Origin of the sequence: Vibrio sp. PID17_43 (genome assembly GCF_002608565.1) — a bacterium.
Classification (GTDB): Bacteria; Pseudomonadota; Gammaproteobacteria; order Enterobacterales; family Vibrionaceae; genus Vibrio.
In genome coordinates this window covers 1-23,137 of record NZ_LIXM01000007.1, presented here as the reverse complement: position 1 = coordinate 23,137, position 23,137 = coordinate 1, and the positions used below count along the sequence as shown (strand labels likewise).

Here is a 23,137-nt window from a genome sequence, read left to right as displayed (position 1 = left end):
CTTAGGCAAGCCATTGATTCCAAGCTTGCTTCACCCACTCTCTTTCTGCAACAAACTTATCTTCAGCGACGTCCGCGTCCAAGTTAAGCAAATTACGTCGATGAATTTCGTCACGCATTGATGTATAGGCACGTGTGAGTTGCATCGCTTGATCTTCGTCCATCACGCCTTGACCAATCAAGGTCTCAAAGACACGCACATTGTCGCACCAACGCGTTAACTTCGGCTTAGTGTGACTGTAGTTAAGGACCAAGTATTGGGCGAGAAACTCAATATCCGTAATGCCACCTTGATCTTGCTTGAGCATAAAACGTCCCGCTTTTTTTCCACCAAGATGGTCACGCATTTTTTCACGCATCTCCACTACCGCTTTCTTCAGTATCTCTTGCTCTCGTTCTTTGCAGAGAACATCGTGACGAGTGTTGTGGAAAGCGATTGCTAGCGGGTCATCACCATAAATCATGCGAGCGCGCACTAACGCTTGGTGCTCCCACGTCCACGCATCTTGATGCTGATAATCATCAAACGCATCGGTTGGGCTAACCAGCAAACCTGAAGCGCCAGAGGGACGTAATCGAGTGTCCACTTCGTATAAAATACCTGATGCGGTGCGGGTAGAGAAAATATGGATGATGCGCTGCGCTAGGCGAAGGTAGAACTGACGCCCATCAATTTCTTTCTTGCCATCGGTGTACACATTTACTGGGCAATCGTGCATGAACACAATATCGAGATCGGAGTTGTAACCCAGTTCCCAGCCCCCCACTTTGCCATAACCAATCACTGCAAAGCCTTTGCCTTCACGATCTTTGACGTGTGTTGGCTCTCCATATTTTTCCGATACTTGTAGCCATGCTTGGCTTACTACTGCTTCGACAATAGCCTCTGCGAGGTAGGTTAAGTGGTCACTCACTTTCATTACGGGTAACACTCCCGCAATGTCTGCGGCAGCAATGCGCAAGATGCAGATTTGCTTGAACTGACGCAGTGCTTCCATCTGCTGCTCCATATCATCTTCAGGAATACGAGCAAGAAAATCACGTAACTCCGTCCGGTAACTATCGAGCGGGATAGGATTATACAAATGTTGCGGATCAATCAGCTCATCAAGCAAGATCGGGTATCGAGACAACTGTTCAGAAATCATCGGACTTGCGGTACACAAGCGCACGAGCTGAACCAGCGCCGCAGGATGTTCATCCAGCAACTCTAAATAGGTGGTTCTAGTGCAAATGTTATGCAGTAAATGCAATACGCGTGGCAAACCAAACTGCGCATCCGGGTGTGCAAATACCGCAGAGAACACTTTCGGCATTAGCTTCGTCAGTACTTCACGACCACGTGGCCCTAAGGTTTTCTTCGCCAGATCGGCTTTGAACTGCATGATGATCTTGGCGAGTTCTTCGGACCTCTCAACTTTAATGTCTTGTTGCAGAACAAGCTCAATCACGTCTTGCTTCGTCGCCATGTCCCATAACTCATGAAAATGGCGCGCAACTGCTTCGGTTTCGTCCTCTTCGTCATCACCAATCAAAGATTCAAACACATGGTGCACATTGGCCATATGCTGTTGGGTTTGAGCCGCTAAATCGTCCCAATGAGCAAAACGCATCGCTATCGCTAACTTCAAGCGTTCATCCTCACTATCGGGTAAGGTTTGGGTTTGTTTATCCGCCATCGCTTGCAACAGGTTTTCTAACTGCCGTAAATACTTATAGGCCAACTTTAGATGTTCGACTTCCACTTTTGTTAGCAGACCTAATTCACCAATTGCCCGCAGCGTTTCTAACAAACCACGCCCTCGCAATGAGGGTTCGCGGCCACCACGAATCAGTTGGAATACTTGGGCGATAAACTCGATCTCGCGAATGCCGCCCGCCCCCAACTTAATATTGTTATTTAATCCTCGACGGCGCACTTCACTGCTGATCATCGACTTCATACGGCGCAACGATTGGATCGCACTAAAGTCGATGTAGCGGCGGAACACAAATGGACGCAACATTTGGCGTAGTTCTTGGTATTGCGGGTACATTTCGCAGCCCATGACACGCGCTTTGATCATCGCATAGCGCTCCCAGTCCCGGCCTTGTTCCTGGTAGTAGTCTTCCAACGCCGCGTAGCTCATCACCAATGGACCACTCTCACCAAATGGGCGTAAACGCATATCAACGCGATAGCAGAAGCCATCAAAGGTTTGCTGATCGAGTGCCTTAATAATGCGTTGTCCCAAACGAGTGAAGAACTGCGCATTGGCAATACTGCGTCGTGCACCTTGAGTTTCACCGTTTTCTGGGTAAGTGAAAATCAGATCGATATCAGAAGAGAAGTTCAGCTCTCCACCACCGAGCTTACCCATGCCGATGATCAGCATCGGTTGCGCTTCACCTTCGGCATTGGTTGGCGTGCCCCACTCGTTACAGCAGATCTTGTATTGCCATTGGTAGGTTTCGAAAATCATCGCTTCTGCTAATTGGGACAGATGACTCAATGATTCTTCTAACGTCCAAGTGTGGGTGAAATCTTTCCATGCGATATAGACCATTTCACGATTACGAAATTGGCGCAGCACGCGGTGTCCTGACATTTCATCTTGGCACTCGGCTAATAATGCAGCGAGATGCGCTCGATAAGCGTGTAGTCGACTGTTTTCGGCCAACATGGTTGGCAACGCTTGGGCAAGCTTCTCATCTCGATGAACCGTCTCCGTGATGAACTTACTTAAACCAGAGACGAAATGAAATTGCTCAGCAATTTCGGTTGGCCATTGCTGGGTGTATCCCGCTTGTTCTGCATATTGAAGCGCTGAATCGGCAACAGAAATCAGTGACGAAGGCAGTTGCATTTTTCTTCCTTGTTTGAAAGCCCCCTCTATTTATACCAGAGTTAGGGTAAATAAAAACGCCCACAAAAGGTTTGTGGGCGTTTAATCAATGGTTGTCAGGCTTAGACTTGGAAAGATTTAATCTTCCTATCTAGCTCACCCGCATTGTTTTGCATCATTTCAGAGGTTTCAAGTAACTCAGTCATCACCACAACAGAGGCTTCGACAAGCTCACGAACATTGGTTAAGTTCTGGCTCATCTCTTCTGCCACGCTGCTTTGCTGGCCCGATGCGGTTGCGATTTGGAAGTTCATGTCGTTAATTTGAGTCACCTGTCCAACGATGCCATCGAGCTCCGTGCCAGCATTCGACACCAACTCAACGCCTTCTGCCGCTTCCACGACACTTTTCTCCATCAACTCAACAGCCGATTCTGCACTGGTTTGCAATTGAGAGATCATCTCTTGAATTTCAATGGTGGCTTGCTGAGTGCGCTGCGCTAGGTTACGAACTTCATCCGCTACCACGGCAAAGCCACGTCCTGCTTCTCCTGCTCGGGCCGCTTCAATCGCGGCATTCAACGCGAGTAAATTGGTTTGTTCAGAAATACCTTGAATCGTACCAACGACACTACCAATCGCTTCAACACGCTCTTCAACTTGATTAACGGCATTCGCAGAGGAAGAGATATCGGAAGAGAGTTCGCTCATCTTAGACATCGTTCTTTGCAAGAATTTCTGTCCAGTCACCGCTTGAGTCGAGGCTTGCTCCGTCAGAGAAGAAGCGACTTGAGCGTGTTCCGCTACCGTCTGAACCGTAGAAGACATCTCACTCATGGCGGTAGCCAGCTGGTCTATCTCGTTAAACTCATCTTGAGCCGACTCTTTCGTTTCTGACATGCTTAGTGTCATCACTTCTGTTAACGTGGCTAACTCATCAGAAGCATGGACTTGTAACTGAATCACATCATGCAATTGACGACGCGTTTTCTCTAGTTCACGAGCCACATCACCGTATTCATCTTTACAGTCCATGCCGAATGAAACCGAGAGATCTTTACTCGCCATCAGTTTAATCGCATCACTCAAGTATTGAGTTTGGCGCAGCATCACTCGTGCCGCTGCGAGTAACAAAACCAAAAACACAGCAATTAATATCGCCGTTTGCCAGGCGACTTGAGTTAGGTAAGCATCGTAGTGTTGTTGAGCCACTTGCTCATTCTGGGTTGCGGCAAGAAGGGCATTATAAAAAGTATTCGCGTCCCATAATTGTTTCGACACAATCAAGATCGTACTGAAGACCATCAACATGACCATTTTAGGTACGAGTTTGATGTCGGATATCACCCTTTCCCACGGCTTAAATGCCAGCTTTTCCATTGTCAGTTCTCCACCGAGTCTTTATATTACTTATACTTACCTTCGCGCTTAGCTTTCATTACGCGATTTATTTTGAGCTTCGTATGAAAAACAATGATATCAAAAACAGCACAAAACCGATGGGGCTGCTATCACTAATATTGTCTTTTATGGCACTATTTGTGATCTCTGGCCTATTGTTTTTCCCAATTGATCACGAAACCCGTCAAGTGCTTATCGGTCTAGATTTTATAATCTGTAGCATTTTTATACTGCAGATCAGCATTGATTTGATCCGAGCCACAGATCGCAGGCAGTTTTTGAGACATCACTGGATCGATTTTGTCGCGAGCATCCCAATGGTTGAGCCTTTGCGCTTCGCTCGCCTGTTTCATATTTTACGTGTGATACTGATGCTACGCTCTTCCAAACATATCCTTATCCAGTTAAAGCGCAACCGCAGAGAAACCACTCTGGCTTCCATCTTGTTACTGATGGTGGTGTTGATTACGCTTGGCTCCAGCGCCATGCTGTTTATCGAAGGGAAAAACCCAGAGGCGAACATTCAGACTGGTGCCGATGCCTTGTGGTGGGCATTTGTGACGATTTCAACGGTCGGTTACGGCGACCATTATCCCATCACGACGGCAGGTAAACTGCTCGCGGTGCTGATCATCATATGTGGTGTCGGCATCTTTGGTATGATTTCGGGTTTAATTACTTCAATTCTCACTGCACAGACTGAGCAGCAAGATCACCGCTTGAAGAACAAAGAGAAGGCATTGGAAGCGGTTCTTGATAAGCAGGAACAGATCATAAATCGACTGCAAAGCATCGAACAGGCGCTGCAAGAGCAAAAACAACAGACAAAAAAATAGGCCCCAAAGGACCTATTCTCTTTTATTTATCATTACTCTTGCCAATACGGCTCAACTTCAACACTGATGGCGCGCGTTTGATCCATCGCATGCAAGATGGAGCGCTCTTGGCGGGTTAGCCAGCGCTCTAACTGCTCTTGCTCTTCCCCCTCAAGCATACCAACCAATGGCAACAAGTGATTAAGCATCAGTAGATCATCAATACCATGGACTAAATCCGCCCAAGGTAAACGAAAGCTATTACGCTCTTCAGCGTCATACAAGCTCGCAAAACCAATCCCCGTATAGAGGTTACGCAATAAACGATAACGCTGATCCACATAGTCTTGTGCTGATAGCTCACGCTCAGAAGGAAAAGCCTCTATCAGCTCTGCCCACGTGCGGTCCAGCTGCGCCACCGAAAATGGCTGGATGTTACTCGACATTTTCTCGCGCGCTTTTTCGTCCAAGAATGGCTGCCAACCACGGGTTAAGATCCAACGGCTTAAATCAAGCAACAATCCGGTATAACGTGCGGAACTCAATAACGTCAGCACTTCTTCACGGCTCGGTAACTCTTCAAGTTGAGCGGTCAATTCAGAGACAAGGAACTTACGTGCATCCAATTTTCGCAGCACATTTCCTTTATCATCTAACAGCTCTTCCAAATGGGCATGTTCATCTAACCACACAAGCTCTTCTTCCAACCACTTGAGCTCCTGGCGTAAGATTGCACTGGCACGGCGTGGCACTATACTGGAAAAGATCGTCAACGTTTGACGAATAAAACGGATTGCATTCGCGATTTCACGCAATGCCTCAACGCAATCGCGCTCAGTATAAATTTGCTCGTGGTAATGCCAATGCGATAGAGCATGCTCTAATGAGTTAATGAGGCAATATTCTACCGTGTCCGTCGTGCTGGTGTTGACTAAAGCCAGTGGTTTAACCTCGTCTCCTGAGTAACCGGAGGCAAGACGATAACCTTTAGCCGCTTTGCTCAAGTTACCTAAGCGCATTCCTCCCGTCTCACATAGGCTGCGAGCTAGGGTAAATAGCGCATCAGTTTGACCCGATTTTAGTTCTAGCTCGACTTCGCAGATAGAATCTTGCTTCTCTTCTCCGTCTTCACCTTGGGCGATCACTGCACCTTGGTCAAAAGCCACTTCAATTTGGCTACCATCAGGCATACCAATCAACCACTGTTCACGAGTAAAGTTGGTAGAAAAGAGAGGGCTAAGCTCAGATTGTAACGTCGCAACGTCTTTCCCCACTGGCCAAATATCAAATGGGTGAAGTGTGAGCTCTGGCTTATTACTCGTGTGCTCAGCGTTGTATTCTGGTCTTTGATGAAGGCCAGCAACAACGCGCCCAGTGGTTTTTACTGTTTGAATAAATACATCATCAAAGCGACGAATTCTTAAACCAATGTCGTGCTTTCGTAGCCATTTATCAGCCGTATCAAAATAAGTGTTACCCAAGTCACGACAACTGTGCTGAAGAACTTTTGTTTCAGAAATTTTGTTTCTTAAAGTTTCTGAAAATTCAGGAGAAACAAAAAACTTCAGTTCTATCTCGGTTTCCATAGCTATACCTTTCAAAGCAGATAGAAACAGGATATTGCCTAATTTCCCACTCGGCAAGAAAGAAATATCAACGGAATGATGATCTAAAACAGTTTTAAAGAGCCATTTTATGCGTTACCATGCGCGCCTTTATAGCCATCCGTTCAACATTTCGCCAAGAAATGGTGTATGTTTTTTTAAGGTTATAGCTATTAGGTTGAATGACCATGCCAGTAAATACAATTATGGGGTTATTTGCAAAGTCCCCTATTAAGCCTTTGCAACGCCACGTTGTGTGTGTCAACGAATGTTGTTCACACCTAGTTAAATTTTTTGAAGTCTCTTCAAAAGGTGACTGGGAAAAAGCATCTGAAATCCGTGCTCAAATTTCTCATCTAGAGAAAGAAGCGGACGTGCTAAAGCGTGAGATCCGTCTAAAACTGCCTCGCGGTTTGTTCCTGCCAGTAGACCGTACTGACATGCTTGAGCTTCTGACTCAGCAGGACAAACTTGCTAACTTGGCAAAAGACATTGCTGGCCGTGTATATGGTCGTCAGCTTGTCATTCCTGAGACTCTCCAACCAAACTTCCTCGCTTACGTTCAACGTTGTCTTGATGCTGCTAACCAGGCGCAAAAAGTAATTAATGAACTTGATGAACTGCTAGAGACCGGCTTCAAAGGCCGCGAAGTAACGCTCGTTGCTGAAATGATTCATCAGTTGGACGAAATTGAAGATGACACCGATACAATGCAGATTGAACTGCGCCAACAATTGATGGCGATTGAATCTGAATTGAACCCTATTGATGTCATGTTCTTGTACAAGATTCTTGAATGGGTAGGTGGTATTGCCGACCAAGCGCAGCGCGTAGGTGCTCGTTTGGAAGTCATGCTATCTCGATCTTAAAACATAAGTTAACGACATAACGAAGAGCACGACTAACGCCTGTCAGATGGACGATGATTATTTTCACCGTCTTATGGACTGATGCGCGTAAAATTTTGCTCCGCTTGTTATAAAACAACTAGGTACTACGATGGATATCCTTGCGAACTACGGCACTGTCCTGATTATTGTTGCAGCGATTTTTGGTTTTATGATGGCAATTGGTATTGGCGCGAATGACGTTGCTAATGCGATGGGTACATCAGTCGGCTCAAAAGCGCTAACCGTAAAACAAGCGATCATCATTGCGATGATCTTCGAATTTGCGGGTGCATATCTTGCAGGTGGTGAAGTAACCGACACTATCCGTAAAGGTGTTATCGAAACATCTCTATTTGCTAGCCAACCAGACATTCTTGTCTACGGTATGATGTCAGCGCTTCTTGCTGCTGGTACGTGGCTATTGCTTGCTTCTTACATGGGCTGGCCTGTATCTACCACTCACTCAATCATCGGTGCAATCATCGGTTTTGCGTGTGTGTCTGTCGGTACAGAAGCCGTTGACTGGAGCAGCGTTCAAGGGATTGTTGGTAGCTGGATCATTACACCTGTTATTTCAGGCTTCTTTGCTTACCTCATTTTCGTCAGTGCACAGCGCCTGATCTTTGATACTGAAAACCCGCTGATCAACGCGAAACGTTTCGTACCAGTTTACATGTTCATCACTACCATGGTGATTGCACTGGTAACGATCAAGAAAGGTCTAAAGCACGTTGGCCTGCACCTAACCAATGGCGAAGCGTGGATGTGGGCAGCTATCGTATCTGCAGTGGTAATGGCCGGTGGTTACTTCTACATTCAGAAGAAATTTGCTAACCGCGAAGAAGACCACGGTTTTGCTGGCGTAGAAAGCATTTTCAGCGTACTGATGGTTATCACAGCGTGTGCGATGGCATTTGCTCACGGCTCAAACGACGTAGCTAACGCGATCGGTCCACTGTCTGCGGTTGTTTCGACTGTTGAACACATGGGTGAAGTCACAGCGAAAAGCACCATCGCATGGTGGATTCTTCCTCTAGGTGGTTTCGGTATCGTCGTTGGTCTAGCAACACTTGGTCACAAAGTAATGGCAACGGTTGGCACCGGTATCACTGAACTGACACCAAGCCGTGGTTTTGCCGCTCAGCTAGCAACTGCATGTACGGTAGTTCTCGCGTCAGGTACTGGTCTACCTATCTCTACCACACAAACCCTTGTTGGTGCAGTTCTAGGTGTTGGTTTTGCTCGCGGTATTGCAGCACTTAACCTAGGCGTAGTACGTAACATCGTAGCATCTTGGATTGTGACACTGCCAGCAGGTGCGCTATTGGCGGTTGTGTTCTTCTACGGCATCCAAGCGATGTTCGCGTAAGACTGCTTTGGTGTAAAGCTCTACGTCAATACAATGTAAGCGCTTTGTCATTATTGACTCAAACGCACAGAAAGGGAGGCTTTGCCTCCCTTCTTTGTTGCACCGCAGTTTGAAACTGCATAATATTCGTCTATTTCCGGCTCCAATCGGTGCCAAAGCTGTATCCAAGAAAATCGTTAAGGGATTTATTGTGAAAAAACTATTCATCACAGTTTTGTTTACTTTGCTAGCGGCGCCAGCAGCACTAGCGGCAGACCGTTACATTTCTGATGACCTATTCACTTTTATGCACTCTGGTCCAAACAACACTTACCGTATTATGGGCAGTGTTAACGCAGGCACAAAAGTACAACTTCTCCAAACAAACAAAGACACGGGATACACACAAGTTCGTGACGCTCGTGGTCGTACAGGCTGGGTTCAAAGCAAGTTTGTTACTAACCAAGAGAGCATGGCGATTCGTCTTCCTCGCGTAGAGAAAGAACTGAAAGAAGTGAAAGAGCAACTGGCAAACGCACGCCACAACTCAGACACAGAAAAAGCGGGTCTCGTCACCTCATTAGAAACGCGCAGCCAACAAATTTCTGATCTAGAGAAGAAATACTCAGAGATCAGCGACCAGCTAACATCTGTTGAAACAGAAAACCGCGAACTCCGCGCTAAGCTAGACACGCAAAAAGATGACATGCTGCTGAAGTACTTCACTTACGGTGGTGGTGTGGCAGGCCTTGGCCTTCTGTTTGGTTTGATTCTTCCTCTTCTCATTCCACGTAGAAAGAAATCGCCAGCAGGTTGGGCATAATCACCAACGCTGATTGAATAAAAAAGCCAGTCGATATTCGACTGGCTTTTTTCTATTTGCAATTCAAGTAACGAGATTACCCTTTCCACTCATAGAGTGCTGGGATTCGAATCTGCTCACCTTGGAACTCGACAATCACCGCTTGTGGCCGAATCTCTTTCAATGTTACTTGCCCATCAACGACATCACCCTGAAGATACTCTACGTTGTTGATTTTCACCCAGCGGCGCTTGATATCACTGGCGTACATATGGGTTTGCAGGTTTAGTGCAGGCAAACGTCCATACCATTGCTGCGCGTTACGTTCTAAATCGTTCACTTGGACAGAGGCGCTATCTGGTTGCTCTGTATTGGCCAATGCATTTTCGACTTTTAACGCCAAATCTGGAGCTAACGAGGAAAGGTCAAGATCATCAAGCGATAGATCCAACGCATTTTTCCCTGCCTGATGAGGGCGTTCTAACAGAGTCAACTCGCCTGGTACGGTTTCATGACTGGTGTATTGTGCGTCGTTAAAAGTGCCCATATCGCTTGGTAGCTCTGCCGTTGGCCATTCGCGTGGCAAATGAGCAAGCATTGGCGTTTCTGGATAACTTAAACTTTCAAACGTCTGCTTTACGACCACTGGCGCGGTTTCAACCACAGGGGCAGCTTGCGTCACCCTAACTGGTTCTGGCGATGCCTGAGCAAATAAATCCAGATACCAGGCTACGCCAACTGCGGTTAAACTGACAGGTAACAGGAAGAGCCCTACATGTTTCATCATCAGCATTATGCTTCCTCCCCGCGGATTTTCTCTAACACTGGTGCATTGGGCTGTATGCTCTGTTGTAAGCGTTCTAATGTACGCTGACCTGCAATGCCATCAACCGCAATGCCTTGCCAACGTTGAAACAGTTCGACGCGCTCTTTTAAAGCGCGATCAAAAATATCGGACTCCAGCGGCTGTTCATTAACGGCTTGGGCTAACAGTTCATCTAATACTTCAATGGCTGGACCCTGCATATCCAAACGTAATGTCTCTTTAAGTGGCGCTTGCCATAACTCAATGATATTGCCTTGCCACAACGGTTTAAGCCATGAAACTGGCAAACGTAGACGTTGGCTGCCATTGAGTACTTCGACTTTGTTATCACCAATCGCATACAAAATGACGTAGCCAACTTGGCCTTGGTAGTTAAGCTCTAGAATCACAGGGCGATTCTGTTGGACTAAGTGCGCCCAAGTCGCCATTTTTCGTTCACAGCGCATGGTCGATTGCGGCTCTGACAAACATAAGTTATCACGCACCGAAGCCTGATAACCCCATAGTTTATAAAGTTCGTTTACCACTAAACTCGATTGTGCCTGCTCCAACAAAGTATCGCGCTGCTCATTCGTCAATTGTTCATTCACCATTGGGGAGGCTATGTGCTGGACCACTTGAGCAACTTCGACGGGCTTAGTCGCCAAAGGCAATTTAAGTGACACCTGCTGCGTTACTCCCCACCCAATGCCCAACGCGGCCAATATGCCAACGGCCACCGATCCCCACATTGGCCATTCGAAACTCTGAACGGGTTTATCTTGTTGGTAAATATCCGCTTGAAACTGCATCACTTCTTCACAAGCTTGATGCACCGTCTGCTTATCGACCACCACATTGCCTTTGTAATAACTCATATTCAGCGACTTATCACAAATCAGATTGATAAGGCGTGGAATGCCGTGGCTGTACTTCGCTATCAATTTGGTTGAACTGCGGTCAAACAGTTGCTTGTCACCACCGGCTGTATGCAGACGGAAAGTAATGTAATCTACTGTTTCCTTCTCATCCAGCGGTAGTAAGTGGTAACGTCCGGTAATACGTTGCGCAAGCTGACGCAGCTGAGTGGTTTGCAGTAAACGTTGTAGCTCTGGCTGACCCACCAGTAGCACTTTGAGTAGTTTTCTGGTGTCCGTTTCTAGATTGGTCAGCAGACGTAACTGCTCTAACACATCCGCAGCCAAGTGCTGAGCTTCGTCAATGACCAACAGGGTTTGCCTGCCGAACTTGTGATTGTCCAGCAGGTGGCCATGAATCGTTTGGTTAAGCTGCTTTAATGTCGCATCTTGTGGATACGCTACGTTAAACTCATCACAGATGGCTTCTAGTAGATCACGGCTAGAAAATGTAGGGTTGAGAATCAAGCCCGCTTTGGTGTTTTCATCTAAGTTCGCCAACATCGCTTTTGCGACCGTCGTTTTACCTGTCCCGACTTCGCCTGTCAGCATGGCAAAACCACCACCATCGCCTAACCCCGCCTGAAGATGCGTAATGGCCTCTTTATGGCGTTGGCTCAGGTACAGATAACGCGAGTTTGGAACGATCGAAAATGGCAGTTCAACAAACCCGAAAAAGTCCTTATACATTAGGATCTCCAGCTAAAAAACGGTCGCATAGAGTCAGATATGGGCGAAACCACAGCGCATCTGCTCTTAGGAGTAAAGAAAAGTACCATTGCTTGCTACAATGTCCAACGTCATATCGATAAATTAAGAGGTAATTCGTGCAAGTTTATTTAGTAGGTGGCGCCGTCCGAGATCAGTTACTCGGAATTAACAGCTATGACAAAGATTGGGTAGTGGTTGGTGCGACACCAGAGATCATGCTTGCCCAGGGGTACACGGCCGTTGGTAAAGATTTTCCTGTATTCCTTCACCCTAAAAATAAAGAAGAGCACGCACTTGCACGAACCGAAAGAAAATCTGGTGCTGGTTACACGGGATTTGAATGCTTCTTTGATCAAAATGTGACACTCGAAGAAGACCTTATCCGTCGCGATCTCACCATTAATGCGATGGCGATGGATGACGACGGCAAACTGTATGACCCATACGGTGGTCAACGAGATCTCACCGCAAAAGTACTGCGTCATGTCTCCGATGCATTTATCGAAGATCCGTTGCGCGTTCTGCGAGTTGCTCGCTTTGCAGCTAAATTGTCAGACCTAGGCTTTACCGTCGCGGAAGAAACAATGCAACTGATGGAGGAGATGACGAGCTCTGGTGAACTGAGTACACTCACCGCTGAACGTGTGTGGCAAGAGTGGTACAAATCACTCTCAACGCCTCGTCCCGATGTGTTTCTGTCTGTACTCAGAAACTGCGGCGCTTTAGCCGTTGTTTTACCAGAAATCGATGCTCTATTTGGTGTACCTCAGCCTGAAAAGTGGCACCCTGAGATTGATACTGGCATTCACACCTTAATGGTCGCAGAGCAAGCAGCAAAACTAAGCCATTCACTGCCGGTTCGCTTTGCAGCGCAAGTGCATGACTTAGGTAAAGGTGTCACACCGAAAAGCGAATGGCCAAGTCATAAGATGCATTGCCATACCGGCTTAACGTTAATTAAGCGACTATGTGAACGAGTTCGCGTGCCAAATGAGTTTCGCGATCTCGCTTTAATGGTGTGCGAACAACACTCCAATATCCACCGCGCCACCGAACTCAAACCACAAACTATCATCAAGATTCTTAACAAATTTGATGTGTGGCGAAAGCCCGAACGCTTGCAAGACATCTTGATTTGCTGCCAAGCCGACCACGCAGGCCGTAAAGGGTTGGAAGGTGAATCTTACCCGCAAGCGGCGTTGTTTATGCGTGCCTATCAAGCAGCGGTATCTATTAATGTTCAGGCCATTATCCAGGATGGGTTCAAAGGCCCGGCAATCCGTGACGAACAGGAAAAACGTCGTATTGAAGCGGTCAACGTTGCACTAAATAATCCCGAATCCACCCCACATAAGTGACTCCAAAATGCCCACTCAGCTGAGTGGGCATTTTCAATTCATCCGGGATTCTTGATAGATCGGTTGGTTATGCACTCAGTAAGATTGCAAACAAACCAAAACCTAGAATCAGACGGTAAATCACAAATGGCGTCATGCCCATGCGTGAAATCATCTTCAAGAAAAAGTGGATACAGATGTAGGCACTAATAAATGAAGTCACGATACCCGTCAGCAAGAAGCCAACATGCACAGGTTCACCACTGGTCACTAGCTTCATACCCAAGTAACCACCAGCCAAAGTGATGATTGGGATCGACATTAGAAATGAGAAACGTGCTGCCGCTTCACGAGTAAAGCCTAGGTAAAGTGCTGCGGTAATGGTAGCTCCTGAACGAGAAGTACCCGGTATCATCGCCAACGCTTGTGCTATACCAATAAATAACGCTTTCTTCCAACCCGTTTGGTACTCATCCGCTACTAGCTCTGCGTTCTTGTCCACCCACCAAAGCAGTAAACCAAAAATGATGGTTGTGGTCGCGATCACATACGCGCTGCGCAGGTAAACCTCGATGATGTCTTTCATCAACAAGCCAAACACACACGCCGGGATCGTCGCGATCACGATCATCCATGCAAGTTTGGCTTCTTTACTGCGATCGCCTTTAAAGATCGATGCAAACAGCGCTTGAAATAGCGTGATCACTTCCTGGCGGAAATAGATCACTACTGCCATCAAGGTACCGACGTGAACGGCAACATCAAACGCCAAACCTTGATCTTCCCAACCCAAAATAGCGGAAGGCAGGATCAAGTGCGCAGAGCTGGATATTGGCAAAAACTCTGTCAGCCCCTGAATCAGAGCCAAGATAAAAGCTTCAAAGTAACTCATGTAAATAACTCAAAATTAAAGTGAAAAAGAAACTGGTCTGAGCGTTCCTGTAGGCTGCATCGCCTGCCAGATATCGGCAACAGTGCGCCCATCTCCGGGGATCACCAAATAAGGTTCCAGATCATACAAGGGCTTTGTGATAAAAGGATATTTGAATATATCACTGCGAGGCAGCTCAGGTTTTTGCTGCGAAATACAATCACCAAACAAAACGATATCGAGATCTAAGGTTCGATCCTGATACTTTTGCGCATTTTTCTCGCGTCCCCACTTAAACTCAATCTCGCGTAAGCGGTCACTTAACACGTCGAGTGATAACTCCGTGGAAAAACTGATCACGAAGTTATAAAAATTCTGACTGCTAAAGCCAACTGGCTCGCATTCATATATCGGCGATATGTGGAGATTCGTTCCAAGCTGCTGTAACTCTTGATAAGCGGCAAGCGAATGCTGCTCTCTATCTATATTGGTACCAACGCCGATATAAGCTTTTACCATGCCTGACCTCGTTCAATCACCACGCCAACGGCGCGTGCTTGAGGTACCGCGCCAGGTTTCGCTAAACGAATTTTTACCCAAGGCACACAAAAACGTTGCATGATCAACTCTGCGACTTCTTCTGCAACGCGCTCTACCAATAAGAAACGACCATTTTCAATATGATTGAGTACCGCTTGGCTCACTTGTGAGTAATCAAGCGCATCTTGAACGTCATCACTTTTACCCGCGGGCTTATTATCGTGTGCCATTTCGATATCTAGTACTAATTTTTGCTTAATTTGCTGTTCCCAATCGTACACACCAATCGTGGTGATCACTTCTAACTGCTCAATAAATACTTTATCTAGGGCCATCTTATGTCCTTTAATCCCAGAGGTCGGATACCCGATAAGGGTAATTTGATCGTAATATTCTATACCGAAGCAACCTAAGTGCTCGTGAGCAAAACACTTAGAAATAAAAAGTTACTTGGGTATAAACTGCGACGACTCTTTATATACAAGAACGACTATTATGCAAGCTCTATCGCAGAGAGTGATTTTGCTCATCACCGATTCGCGCTATGATAGCAACTACGCGGGAACTGAGCATTAATTTCCAATCCATCAAGGACTTCTATGGACGCACTGGCACTGATAATGACAATGGCTGCCTATTTGCTGGGTTCGATCTCCAGTGCGGTTTTGATCTGTCGTTTACTAAAACTGCCAGACCCACGCAAAGTCGGCTCCAATAACCCAGGAGCCACGAATGTCTTGCGCATTGGTAGTAAAGGCGCTGCGGTGTCTGTATTGCTGTGCGATATGCTCAAAGGCACCATTCCTGTTTGGAGTGGTTACTTCTTGGGTATCGACCCAATTATCCTTGGCGTTATTGCCATTGCCGCCTGCTTAGGCCATATGTATCCGATTTTCTTCCATTTTAAAGGTGGTAAAGGCGTCGCGACCGCATTGGGCGCGATCGCACCTATCGGTTTAGATCTAACCGGCCTTGTGATGCTCACTTGGCTATCTGTGGCCATTTTGTTCCGCTACTCTTCCCTCGCAGCCTTAGTCACGGTGTTGGTGACCCCTTTTTACGCTTGGATGTTCAAACCACAATACACATTGCCTGTCGCCATGCTGTGCTGTTTGATTGTGTTTAAGCATCACCAAAACATACGCCGATTGTTGTCTGGTGAAGAGCCTAAAATCGGTGAGAAGAAGTTGGCAGAAAAAAACTCGGCGTAATGCCGAGCTTTATTTAAAGCGTTAAATGCATAGGGTGAAATTAAGCATGTACTTGATTTAGGAAGTCCAATAGCATCTGATTCACAAATTCTGGCTGCTCTAACGCACTAATGTGGCCCGCTTGCGGAATTTCTACTAACTTACTGCCAGTGATGCAGTCACTCATCAAGTAAGACTCAAATACCGGGCGTGGTTTATCTTCACGACCTACCGCAATTAAGGTTGGCAAAGCAAACATTTCAGAGTCTTCTATCACATCACGGCGACCAAACACCATTCGACCAATGCGAGCAACTTCAACCGCACGCTCACCTTTCAGATTTTCAAGGCTTTGTTTGAACGACAATACCATCTCAGGGTTGGTTTGCTCCGCATCATTGGCAAAAAACAGAGGCACCACAGCATCCACGATAGGCGCAGGAACTGCCTGAACTTGACTGATGGTATCCAGCATGGCGAAATACTTCTTATGCGCCACTTCCGGCTCAAGGCCGATAAACGTATCCATCAGTACCAATGACTTCACTCGTTGCGGCGCTTGTGATGTCAACTCTGCGCCCCACATTCCACCAACAGATAACCCAACAACAGAGAACTGTTCGATCTCGAGATGATCCATCAACGCTAACATATGCTGAGCGTAATCCACCAAAGAGTGGGTTGACACTGGGGCGGCTTCTGATTCGCCATGCGCCCATAAGTCCGGCACGATACAACGATAAGATTGACTTAATACTTCAATTTGAGGCGCCCACATTTGGCTATCCCACAAATAACTGTGACCAAACAACAGCACCGGACCTTCGCCGATATCTAAATAAGCAAGTTGCTGGCCTTCAATTTCAAATTTATTCATGCATATTTCCATTTTCTTTTGGTATGAACCGTTCCATCACCAAAATCATGTTCCAAAGAAACATAAACAAAAGGCCTCTTATTTCAGAGACCTTTCGCATTAACCATTCACTTTAATCGCCGTTACGCAATAGGCGTTAGTTGGTCGATTGGCCAGCGAGGACGCGCCTCTACAGACATATCAGCCACTTCACCATTCTTCAAACGCTGCATGCCAGCATAAGCGATCATCGCCCCGTTGTCGGTACAGAATTCAGTGCGTGGGTAATACACTTCACCACCGATTTTCTTCGCTAGCTTCTCAAGCTCTGCGCGCAGACGACGATTCGCACTGACACCACCAGCAATCACGATACGCTTCATGCCTGTTTGCTCTAGTGCACGCTTACACTTGATTGCCAGCGTTGCACATACCGCTTCTTCGAATGCTAACGCGATATCAGCACGAGTTTGCTCGTCATCACCATTTGCCGCGATGGTATTCGCAGTAAAGGTCTTCAAGCCAGAGAAACTCATATCCAAACCGGGTACGTTCGTCATTGGGCGTGGGAACTTAAAGCGACCCGGCGTGCCCTTTTCTGCCAGCTTGGATAGCAACGGTCCACCAGGGTAATCCAAGCCCATCAGCTTCGCAGTTTTATCGAAAGCTTCACCTGCTGCATCATCAATCGACTCGCCGAGGATTTTGTATTCCCCAATGCCCTTTACTTCCACCATCATAGAGTGGCCACCCGACACCAATACCGCCACAAATGGAAATGGCGGTGGATTGTCTTCTAGCATAGGAGCAAGCAAATGGCCTTCCATATGGTGAACCGGCACCGCTGGCACTCCCCAAGCGTAAGCGATACTACGACCAATGGTCGCGCCAACCAACAGAGCACCGACTAAACCTGGACCAGCGGTGTACGCCACACCATCAATGTCTTTCGGGGTTAGATTGGCCTCCTTTAGCGCTTCTTTAATAAGAGGAATCGTTTTCTTAACGTGGTCACGTGAAGCCAGTTCCGGCACAACGCCACCGTAATCTGCATGTAGCTTTACTTGGCTATACAACTTGTGTGACAACAGACCATTCTCATCGTCATAAATCGCGATGCCCGTCTCGTCACAAGAGGTTTCAATACCGATAATGCGCATGGTTTTCTCAGTATGTTTTCTGTCTAGGGGAAATTTGAGCGTCATATTACCCTGCCTTTCCACTTCAAACAAATTTTGTACAGACAATAAGCGATAAAACACTTTACAAAGCTGTAGTGATCGGATTAAAATTCCGCACCATTTTTGATCAAGCTGGTAAGTGATCAAACATTTGTGATTTGGTCCATTGAATGCCAGCGTTAACGAATAACCCCTGAGGTGAAAGGCATATGCCAGTAGTTAAAGTACGTGAAAACGAACCGTTCGACGTTGCACTACGTCGTTTCAAGCGCTCTTGCGAAAAAGCAGGTATCCTTTCTGAAGTGCGTCGTCGTGAGCACTACGAAAAACCAACTACAGTTCGCAAACGCGCTAAAGCAGCAGCTCAAAAGCGTCACGCTAAGAAGCTAGCTCGCGAAAACGCTCGTCGCGTTCGCCTGTACTAATAACTGAGCTCCGGTAGGAATTTAGTTATGGCTCTGATTGATCAACTCAAAGAAGAGCAAAAATTAGCGATGAAAGCCAAGGACAAATTGCGCCTTGGTACTATTCGTTTAGCCCTATCAGCAATTAAGCAACGTGAAGTTGACGAACAGATTACTCTGAACGATGACGACATTATTGCTGTGCTGACCAAAATGGTTAAACAACGTCGCGACTCTGTCACGCAATTTGAAGCAGCGGGTCGTCAAGATCTTGCTGATGCGGAACAAGCAGAAATTACCGTTCTTGAGGACTTTATGCCTCAACCACTGACCGATGAAGAAGTTGCAACTCTTATCGAGAATGCAATCGCTGAATCTGGCGCAGCTGGCATGCAAGACATGGGCAAAGTAATGGGCGTTCTGAAACCGCAAATTCAAGGGCGTACAGATATGGGTAAAGTGAGCGGTTTAGTTCGCGCTAAATTAGCTTAACACCCCACCCAATTGCAGCAAGCCGTGCTATCCTTTGGAGCGCACGGCTTGTTTGTATCTGGATGAATGGAAGACAATCAGCCATTCTCAAGCTGGTTCCATCTCTCTGCTCACTGTTTTCTTTTTTTGTTAGGTTTTATGGCTGGACACATCCCACGTAGTTTTATTGATGACCTCCTAGCTCGGCTTGATATTGTCGATATCATCGACGCACGCGTAAAACTTAAGAAAAAAGGAAAAAACTACGGCGCTTGTTGCCCTTTCCATAACGAAAAGACCCCTTCATTCAGCGTAAGCCAAGAGAAACAGTTTTATCACTGCTTTGGCTGTGGCGTGCACGGTAATGCCATCGACTTCATCATGGAGTTCGAACGTTTAGACTTTGTCGAAGCCATTGAAGAACTGGCCTCTTATCTTGGTTTGGATGTACCACGTGAACAACGCAGCGGTGGTAGCGGCCCATCGAATTCCGGCCCACAAGCCAACAGCAGTGAAAAACGCAGTCTTTACGATTTAATGGGCAGTATTGCTCAGTTTTATCGCAATCAACTCAAACAGCCAGCCAGCAAAGTGGCCATTGAGTACCTAAAAGATCGCGGACTGTCTGGTGAAATAGTGCAGAAATTTGGCATCGGCTACGTCGCTGATGAGTGGGACTTGGTACGTAAAAACTTCGGCCAACAAAAAGACAATCAGGACATGCTCGTCACTGGCGGCATGTTGATTGAAAACGATAAAGGCAACCGTTACGACCGCTTCCGTGGCCGTATTATGTTTCCTATTCGCGATCGTCGTGGCCGAGTGATTGGTTTTGGTGGTCGCGTACTTGGCGATGGCACACCGAAATACCTTAACTCACCAGAAACGCCAATCTTTCATAAAGGCAAAGAACTTTACGGCCTTTATGAAGTATTACAGGCATATCGTGAGCCACCACGAATCTTGGTGGTTGAAGGGTATATGGATGTTGTAGCACTTGCGCAATATGGCATAGATTACTCTGTCGCCTCGCTGGGTACCTCCACTACTGGCGACCACGTTCAACTGCTGTTTCGTCAAACCAACACCGTTGTCTGTTGTTACGATGGTGACCGCGCCGGTAAAGAAGCCGCTTGGCGCGCATTGGAGAACGCACTTCAGTACCTAAAAACAGGCAACACTCTGAAGTTCTTATTCTTGCCTGACGGTGAAGACCCGGACAGCTATGTTCGTAAATATGGCAAAGCGGCATTTGAACAACAGATTGAGCAAGCAACCCCGCTATCAAGCTACCTATTTGATAACCTGATTGAACTGCACCAAATCAATCTGGGTAACCATGAGGGGAAATCAGCACTGCGAGCTTACGCCAGTGCCTTGATAGACAAAATTCCTGACCCATACTTTCAGGAGTTACTTGAAAAACTGCTTGATGAGCGCACGGGCTTTGACAACAACCTGCGTCAATCACGTAGAAAGAGCAGTGAATCTCGACCTCAACCGCACAAGGAGATTAAACGTACTCCAATGCGCGAGGTTATCGCTCTACTTATTCAAAATCCGAGCTATGCTCAAATGGTACCGGATCTCTCTACCGTTAGAGAGTTATCCATACCAGGTCTAAGTTTATTTGTTGATGTACTTGATAAATGTCAGGCGCATCCCCATATCAATACAGGCCAATTATTAGAGCATTGGCGTAACAACCAGAATGAGACCCTTCTGTCTCGTCTTGCGAGCTGGGATATTCCCCTCGATGAAGACAATCAAGAAGAAATATTTTTTGACTCACTGGACAAAATTATTGCCCAGTGTGTAGAAAAACAAATTGAAAACCTGCAGGCCAAAGCAAGAAGTGTCGGTTTATCAACCGAAGAAAAAAGGGAGCTTCAAGATTTAATCATGAGAGACTTGAAAGCGTAACCCTGATTAATTAGTCAGCAACAATTTAATTTGTTATAGTAAGTGGTTTGCATTTCGCATACTGATTCCTTCACCAGATTACGAAGTTGGATACCGTCTATGGATCAAAATCCGCAGTCACAGCTAAAGTCACTTGTTATTAAAGGCAAGGAACAAGGCTATCTGACCTACGCCGAAGTAAATGACCACCTACCTGCTGAAATCGTAGATTCAGAACAGGTAGAAGATATCATTCAGATGATCAACGATATGGGTATCAAGGTAGTAGAAACTGCTCCTGATGCTGATGATCTCGCACTGAACGATGACACAAATATTACCGATGAAGATGCAGCTGAAGCTGCTGCTGCTGCACTTTCTAGCGTAGAAAGTGAAATTGGTCGTACAACAGACCCAGTTCGCATGTACATGCGTGAAATGGGTACTGTAGAACTACTAACACGCGAAGGCGAAATCGATATCGCAAAACGTATTGAAGAAGGTATTAACCAAGTTCAATCGTCTGTTGCGGAATACCCTGGCACTATCCCATACATTCTTGAACAGTTTGATAAAGTTCAAGCAGAAGAACTGCGTCTTACTGACCTAATCTCTGGATTTGTTGATCCTGACGCAGAAGATACAACTGCGCCAACGGCAACGCACATCGGCTCTGAACTGTCTGAATCTCAACTAGAAGATGAAGACGACGGAGATGTCGATGAAGATGAGGATGGCGACGACGATTCAGAAGGCGAATCTGAAGAAGATGTTGGTATTGACCCAGAGTTAGCGCTTGAGAAATTCAACCAGCTACGCAGCACGTACCAAAACCTTCAGCTAGCAATTAACGAACACGGCTATGACAGCCCGAAAGCGACCGTTGCTAACGAATTGATGCTAGACGTATTCAAAGAATTCCGTCTAACACCAAAACAGTTCGATCACCTTGTGAATGAACTGCGTACCGCTATGGATCGCGTTCGTACTCAAGAACGTTTGATCATGAAAGCGGCGGTTGAATACGGCAAAATGCCGAAGAAATCGTTCATCGCGCTATTTACTGGCAACGAATCAAACCAAGCTTGGTTAGATGAAGTGTTAGCATCAGATAAGCCATACGCTGAGAAGATCAAGCGTAGTGAAGAAGATCTCCGCCGTTCAATCACCAAACTAAGGATGATTGAAGAGGAAACGTCTCTAACAGTACAAAGTATCAAAGACATCAGCCGTCGTATGTCTATCGGTGAAGCGAAAGCTCGCCGTGCGAAGAAAGAGATGGTTGAAGCGAACTTACGTCTGGTAATTTCTATCGCTAAGAAATACACCAACCGTGGTCTACAGTTCTTGGATCTGATCCAGGAAGGTAACATCGGTCTGATGAAAGCGGTAGATAAGTTCGAATACCGTCGTGGCTACAAGTTCTCGACTTACGCAACGTGGTGGATCCGTCAGGCAATCACTCGTTCAATCGCGGACCAAGCACGTACGATTCGTATTCCGGTACACATGATCGAAACGATCAACAAACTAAACCGTATCTCTCGTCAAATGCTACAAGAGATGGGCCGTGAACCGCTACCGGAAGAACTGGCAGAGCGTATGCAAATGCCAGAAGACAAAATTCGTAAAGTACTGAAAATCGCTAAAGAGCCAATCTCAATGGAGACACCAATCGGTGACGACGAAGATTCGCATCTAGGTGATTTCATCGAAGATACGACACTAGAACTGCCGCTAGACTCCGCAACGGCGACAAGCCTGAAAATGGCAACAAAAGACGTACTTGCAGGCCTAACGCCACGTGAAGCAAAAGTTCTTCGTATGCGCTTTGGTATCGACATGAACACTGACCACACTCTAGAAGAAGTGGGTAAGCAGTTCGACGTTACTCGCGAACGTATCCGTCAGATCGAAGCGAAAGCACTACGTAAACTGCGTCACCCAAGCCGTTCAGAGACTCTGCGCAGCTTCCTAGACGAGTAATCGCAGTAATTTGCATCAAAAAGGTGACCTTAGGTCACCTTTTTTATTATTTGCAGTGCTAAGCGAATAAAAACTAAGCGCAATTTCCCTACCTTGTGGCTAGACACCTTGCAACGCTTCCCCTATAATCGTTGACCTAACAAGGCCCCTTAGCTCAGTGGTTAGAGCAGTCGACTCATAATCGATTGGTCCCCAGTTCAAGTCTGGGAGGGGCCACCAAATTCCATAAGGCGTATGGAGAAATTCATACGCCTTTATCTTTTCTAGTCCGGTCCATATCCGG

20 protein-coding genes and 1 tRNA gene are annotated in these 23,137 nt (G+C 46.5%); 11 read left to right on the top strand and 10 right to left on the bottom strand.

Going from position 1 to position 23,137, the window contains the following annotated elements:
• Window position 1 precedes the first annotated feature (1 nt).
• Together glnE and AK965_RS06375 are read right to left on the bottom strand one after the other, a co-directional pair.
• The gene (gene glnE, locus AK965_RS06380) at window positions 2-2,845 is read right to left on the bottom strand and encodes a bifunctional [glutamate--ammonia ligase]-adenylyl-L-tyrosine phosphorylase/[glutamate--ammonia-ligase] adenylyltransferase (RefSeq protein WP_099078834.1); all 2,844 of its coding nucleotides are present in this window, start codon (window positions 2,843-2,845) and stop codon (window positions 2-4) included.
• 101 nt (window positions 2,846-2,946) lie between these two features.
• Entirely contained in the window at window positions 2,947-4,203 is a 1,257-nt protein-coding gene (locus AK965_RS06375; protein WP_099078833.1) for a methyl-accepting chemotaxis protein, read from the bottom strand.
• An 83-nt stretch (window positions 4,204-4,286) separates the two neighbouring features.
• Here AK965_RS06375 and AK965_RS06370 point away from each other — a divergent pair, with 83 nt between their 5' ends.
• Window positions 4,287-5,060, top strand: coding sequence for an ion transporter (locus tag AK965_RS06370; RefSeq protein ID WP_367379302.1), 774 nt, complete (start codon window positions 4,287-4,289; stop codon window positions 5,058-5,060).
• A 32-nt stretch (window positions 5,061-5,092) separates the two neighbouring features.
• Here the strand turns inward: AK965_RS06370 and AK965_RS06365 are convergent, their stop codons facing one another.
• Complete coding sequence (locus AK965_RS06365; RefSeq protein ID WP_099078831.1) at window positions 5,093-6,625, bottom strand: inorganic triphosphatase; 1,533 nt, start codon at window positions 6,623-6,625, stop codon at window positions 5,093-5,095.
• Window positions 6,626-6,831: 206 nt separating this feature from the next.
• Here AK965_RS06365 and AK965_RS06360 point away from each other — a divergent pair, with 206 nt between their 5' ends.
• The 3 genes from AK965_RS06360 (at window position 6,832) to AK965_RS06350 (ending at window position 9,704) form a co-directional block, all read left to right on the top strand.
• Window positions 6,832-7,512 carry a TIGR00153 family protein gene (locus AK965_RS06360; protein WP_172438090.1) on the top strand — a complete coding sequence of 227 codons (681 nt, stop codon included), beginning with the start codon at window positions 6,832-6,834 and terminating at the stop codon, window positions 7,510-7,512.
• A gap of 130 nt (window positions 7,513-7,642) precedes the next feature.
• Entirely contained in the window at window positions 7,643-8,902 is a 1,260-nt protein-coding gene (locus tag AK965_RS06355) for an inorganic phosphate transporter (RefSeq protein WP_099078829.1), read from the top strand.
• Window positions 8,903-9,092: 190 nt separating this feature from the next.
• Window positions 9,093-9,704: a TIGR04211 family SH3 domain-containing protein gene (locus tag AK965_RS06350; RefSeq protein ID WP_099078954.1), complete on the top strand. Its 612-nt coding sequence runs from the start codon at window positions 9,093-9,095 to the stop codon at window positions 9,702-9,704.
• Between the two features lie 76 nt (window positions 9,705-9,780).
• On the opposite strand, the gene AK965_RS06345 is transcribed toward AK965_RS06350, so the two are convergent.
• Both AK965_RS06345 and AK965_RS06340 read right to left on the bottom strand, forming a co-directional pair.
• Window positions 9,781-10,476, bottom strand: coding sequence for a general secretion pathway protein GspB (locus tag AK965_RS06345; protein WP_099078828.1), 696 nt, complete (start codon window positions 10,474-10,476; stop codon window positions 9,781-9,783).
• Complete coding sequence (locus tag AK965_RS06340) at window positions 10,476-12,095, bottom strand: ExeA family protein (protein ID WP_099078827.1); 1,620 nt, start codon at window positions 12,093-12,095, stop codon at window positions 10,476-10,478. The genes AK965_RS06345 and AK965_RS06340 overlap by 1 nt, the downstream gene beginning before the upstream one ends.
• A gap of 137 nt (window positions 12,096-12,232) precedes the next feature.
• Between AK965_RS06340 and AK965_RS06335 the strand changes: the two genes are divergently transcribed.
• Complete coding sequence (locus AK965_RS06335; protein WP_099078826.1) at window positions 12,233-13,474, top strand: multifunctional CCA addition/repair protein; 1,242 nt, start codon at window positions 12,233-12,235, stop codon at window positions 13,472-13,474.
• A gap of 67 nt (window positions 13,475-13,541) precedes the next feature.
• On the opposite strand, the gene AK965_RS06330 is transcribed toward AK965_RS06335, so the two are convergent.
• Genes AK965_RS06330 through folB form a run of 3 tightly spaced genes read right to left on the bottom strand, consistent with a single transcriptional unit; the run spans window position 13,542 to window position 15,199 of the window.
• Window positions 13,542-14,345: an undecaprenyl-diphosphate phosphatase gene (locus tag AK965_RS06330; RefSeq protein ID WP_099078825.1), complete on the bottom strand. Its 804-nt coding sequence runs from the start codon at window positions 14,343-14,345 to the stop codon at window positions 13,542-13,544.
• Between the two features lie 15 nt (window positions 14,346-14,360).
• Entirely contained in the window at window positions 14,361-14,843 is a 483-nt protein-coding gene (gene folK, locus AK965_RS06325) for a 2-amino-4-hydroxy-6-hydroxymethyldihydropteridine diphosphokinase (protein ID WP_099078824.1), read from the bottom strand.
• The gene (gene folB, locus AK965_RS06320) at window positions 14,837-15,199 is read right to left on the bottom strand and encodes a bifunctional dihydroneopterin aldolase/7,8-dihydroneopterin epimerase (RefSeq protein WP_099078823.1); all 363 of its coding nucleotides are present in this window, start codon (window positions 15,197-15,199) and stop codon (window positions 14,837-14,839) included. Before folB ends, folK begins: the two co-directional genes overlap by 7 nt.
• 264 nt (window positions 15,200-15,463) lie before the next feature.
• On the opposite strand from folB, the gene plsY reads away from it, so the two are divergent.
• Complete coding sequence (plsY, locus tag AK965_RS06315; RefSeq protein WP_099078822.1) at window positions 15,464-16,075, top strand: glycerol-3-phosphate 1-O-acyltransferase PlsY; 612 nt, start codon at window positions 15,464-15,466, stop codon at window positions 16,073-16,075.
• Between the two features lie 40 nt (window positions 16,076-16,115).
• Here plsY and AK965_RS06310 read toward each other — a convergent pair whose 3' ends face one another.
• Window positions 16,116-16,931 carry an alpha/beta fold hydrolase gene (locus AK965_RS06310; RefSeq protein ID WP_099078821.1) on the bottom strand — a complete coding sequence of 272 codons (816 nt, stop codon included), beginning with the start codon at window positions 16,929-16,931 and terminating at the stop codon, window positions 16,116-16,118.
• Between the two features lie 122 nt (window positions 16,932-17,053).
• Entirely contained in the window at window positions 17,054-18,070 is a 1,017-nt protein-coding gene (gene tsaD / locus AK965_RS06305; RefSeq protein WP_099078953.1) for a tRNA (adenosine(37)-N6)-threonylcarbamoyltransferase complex transferase subunit TsaD, read from the bottom strand.
• Between the two features lie 230 nt (window positions 18,071-18,300).
• On the opposite strand from tsaD, the gene rpsU reads away from it, so the two are divergent.
• From rpsU to AK965_RS06280, 5 genes are all read left to right on the top strand, one after another.
• Window positions 18,301-18,516, top strand: coding sequence for a 30S ribosomal protein S21 (gene rpsU, locus AK965_RS06300; RefSeq protein WP_001145625.1), 216 nt, complete (start codon window positions 18,301-18,303; stop codon window positions 18,514-18,516).
• Window positions 18,517-18,543: 27 nt separating this feature from the next.
• Window positions 18,544-18,987, top strand: coding sequence for a GatB/YqeY domain-containing protein (locus AK965_RS06295; protein WP_099078820.1), 444 nt, complete (start codon window positions 18,544-18,546; stop codon window positions 18,985-18,987).
• 138 nt (window positions 18,988-19,125) lie between these two features.
• The gene (gene dnaG / locus AK965_RS06290; protein WP_099078952.1) at window positions 19,126-20,889 is read left to right on the top strand and encodes a DNA primase; all 1,764 of its coding nucleotides are present in this window, start codon (window positions 19,126-19,128) and stop codon (window positions 20,887-20,889) included.
• Window positions 20,890-20,988: 99 nt separating this feature from the next.
• Window positions 20,989-22,854, top strand: coding sequence for an RNA polymerase sigma factor RpoD (gene rpoD, locus AK965_RS06285; RefSeq protein WP_099078819.1), 1,866 nt, complete (start codon window positions 20,989-20,991; stop codon window positions 22,852-22,854).
• 143 nt (window positions 22,855-22,997) lie between these two features.
• Window positions 22,998-23,073, top strand: a tRNA-Ile gene (locus AK965_RS06280).
• Window positions 23,074-23,137: the final 64 nt, after the last annotated feature.

Excerpts from the sequence above, each read along its gene's own strand:
- glnE (WP_099078834.1), bottom strand. The coding sequence starts at position 2,845 with ATGCAACTGCCTTCGTCACTGATTTCTGTTGCCGATTCAGCGCTTCAA.
- AK965_RS06375 (WP_099078833.1), bottom strand. The coding sequence starts at position 4,203 with ATGGAAAAGCTGGCATTTAAGCCGTGGGAAAGGGTGATATCCGACATC.
- AK965_RS06370 (WP_367379302.1), top strand. The coding sequence starts at position 4,287 with ATGAAAAACAATGATATCAAAAACAGCACAAAACCGATGGGGCTGCTA.
- AK965_RS06365 (WP_099078831.1), bottom strand. The coding sequence starts at position 6,625 with ATGGAAACCGAGATAGAACTGAAGTTTTTTGTTTCTCCTGAATTTTCA.
- AK965_RS06360 (WP_172438090.1), top strand. The coding sequence starts at position 6,832 with ATGCCAGTAAATACAATTATGGGGTTATTTGCAAAGTCCCCTATTAAG.
- AK965_RS06355 (WP_099078829.1), top strand. The coding sequence starts at position 7,643 with ATGGATATCCTTGCGAACTACGGCACTGTCCTGATTATTGTTGCAGCG.
- AK965_RS06345 (WP_099078828.1), bottom strand. The coding sequence starts at position 10,476 with ATGCTGATGATGAAACATGTAGGGCTCTTCCTGTTACCTGTCAGTTTA.
- AK965_RS06340 (WP_099078827.1), bottom strand. The coding sequence starts at position 12,095 with ATGTATAAGGACTTTTTCGGGTTTGTTGAACTGCCATTTTCGATCGTT.
- AK965_RS06330 (WP_099078825.1), bottom strand. The coding sequence starts at position 14,345 with ATGAGTTACTTTGAAGCTTTTATCTTGGCTCTGATTCAGGGGCTGACA.
- folK (WP_099078824.1), bottom strand. The coding sequence starts at position 14,843 with ATGGTAAAAGCTTATATCGGCGTTGGTACCAATATAGATAGAGAGCAG.
- folB (WP_099078823.1), bottom strand. The coding sequence starts at position 15,199 with ATGGCCCTAGATAAAGTATTTATTGAGCAGTTAGAAGTGATCACCACG.
- plsY (WP_099078822.1), top strand. The coding sequence starts at position 15,464 with ATGGACGCACTGGCACTGATAATGACAATGGCTGCCTATTTGCTGGGT.
- AK965_RS06310 (WP_099078821.1), bottom strand. The coding sequence starts at position 16,931 with ATGAATAAATTTGAAATTGAAGGCCAGCAACTTGCTTATTTAGATATC.
- tsaD (WP_099078953.1), bottom strand. The coding sequence starts at position 18,070 with ATGCGCATTATCGGTATTGAAACCTCTTGTGACGAGACGGGCATCGCG.
- rpsU (WP_001145625.1), top strand. The coding sequence starts at position 18,301 with ATGCCAGTAGTTAAAGTACGTGAAAACGAACCGTTCGACGTTGCACTA.
- AK965_RS06295 (WP_099078820.1), top strand. The coding sequence starts at position 18,544 with ATGGCTCTGATTGATCAACTCAAAGAAGAGCAAAAATTAGCGATGAAA.
- dnaG (WP_099078952.1), top strand. The coding sequence starts at position 19,126 with ATGGCTGGACACATCCCACGTAGTTTTATTGATGACCTCCTAGCTCGG.
- rpoD (WP_099078819.1), top strand. The coding sequence starts at position 20,989 with ATGGATCAAAATCCGCAGTCACAGCTAAAGTCACTTGTTATTAAAGGC.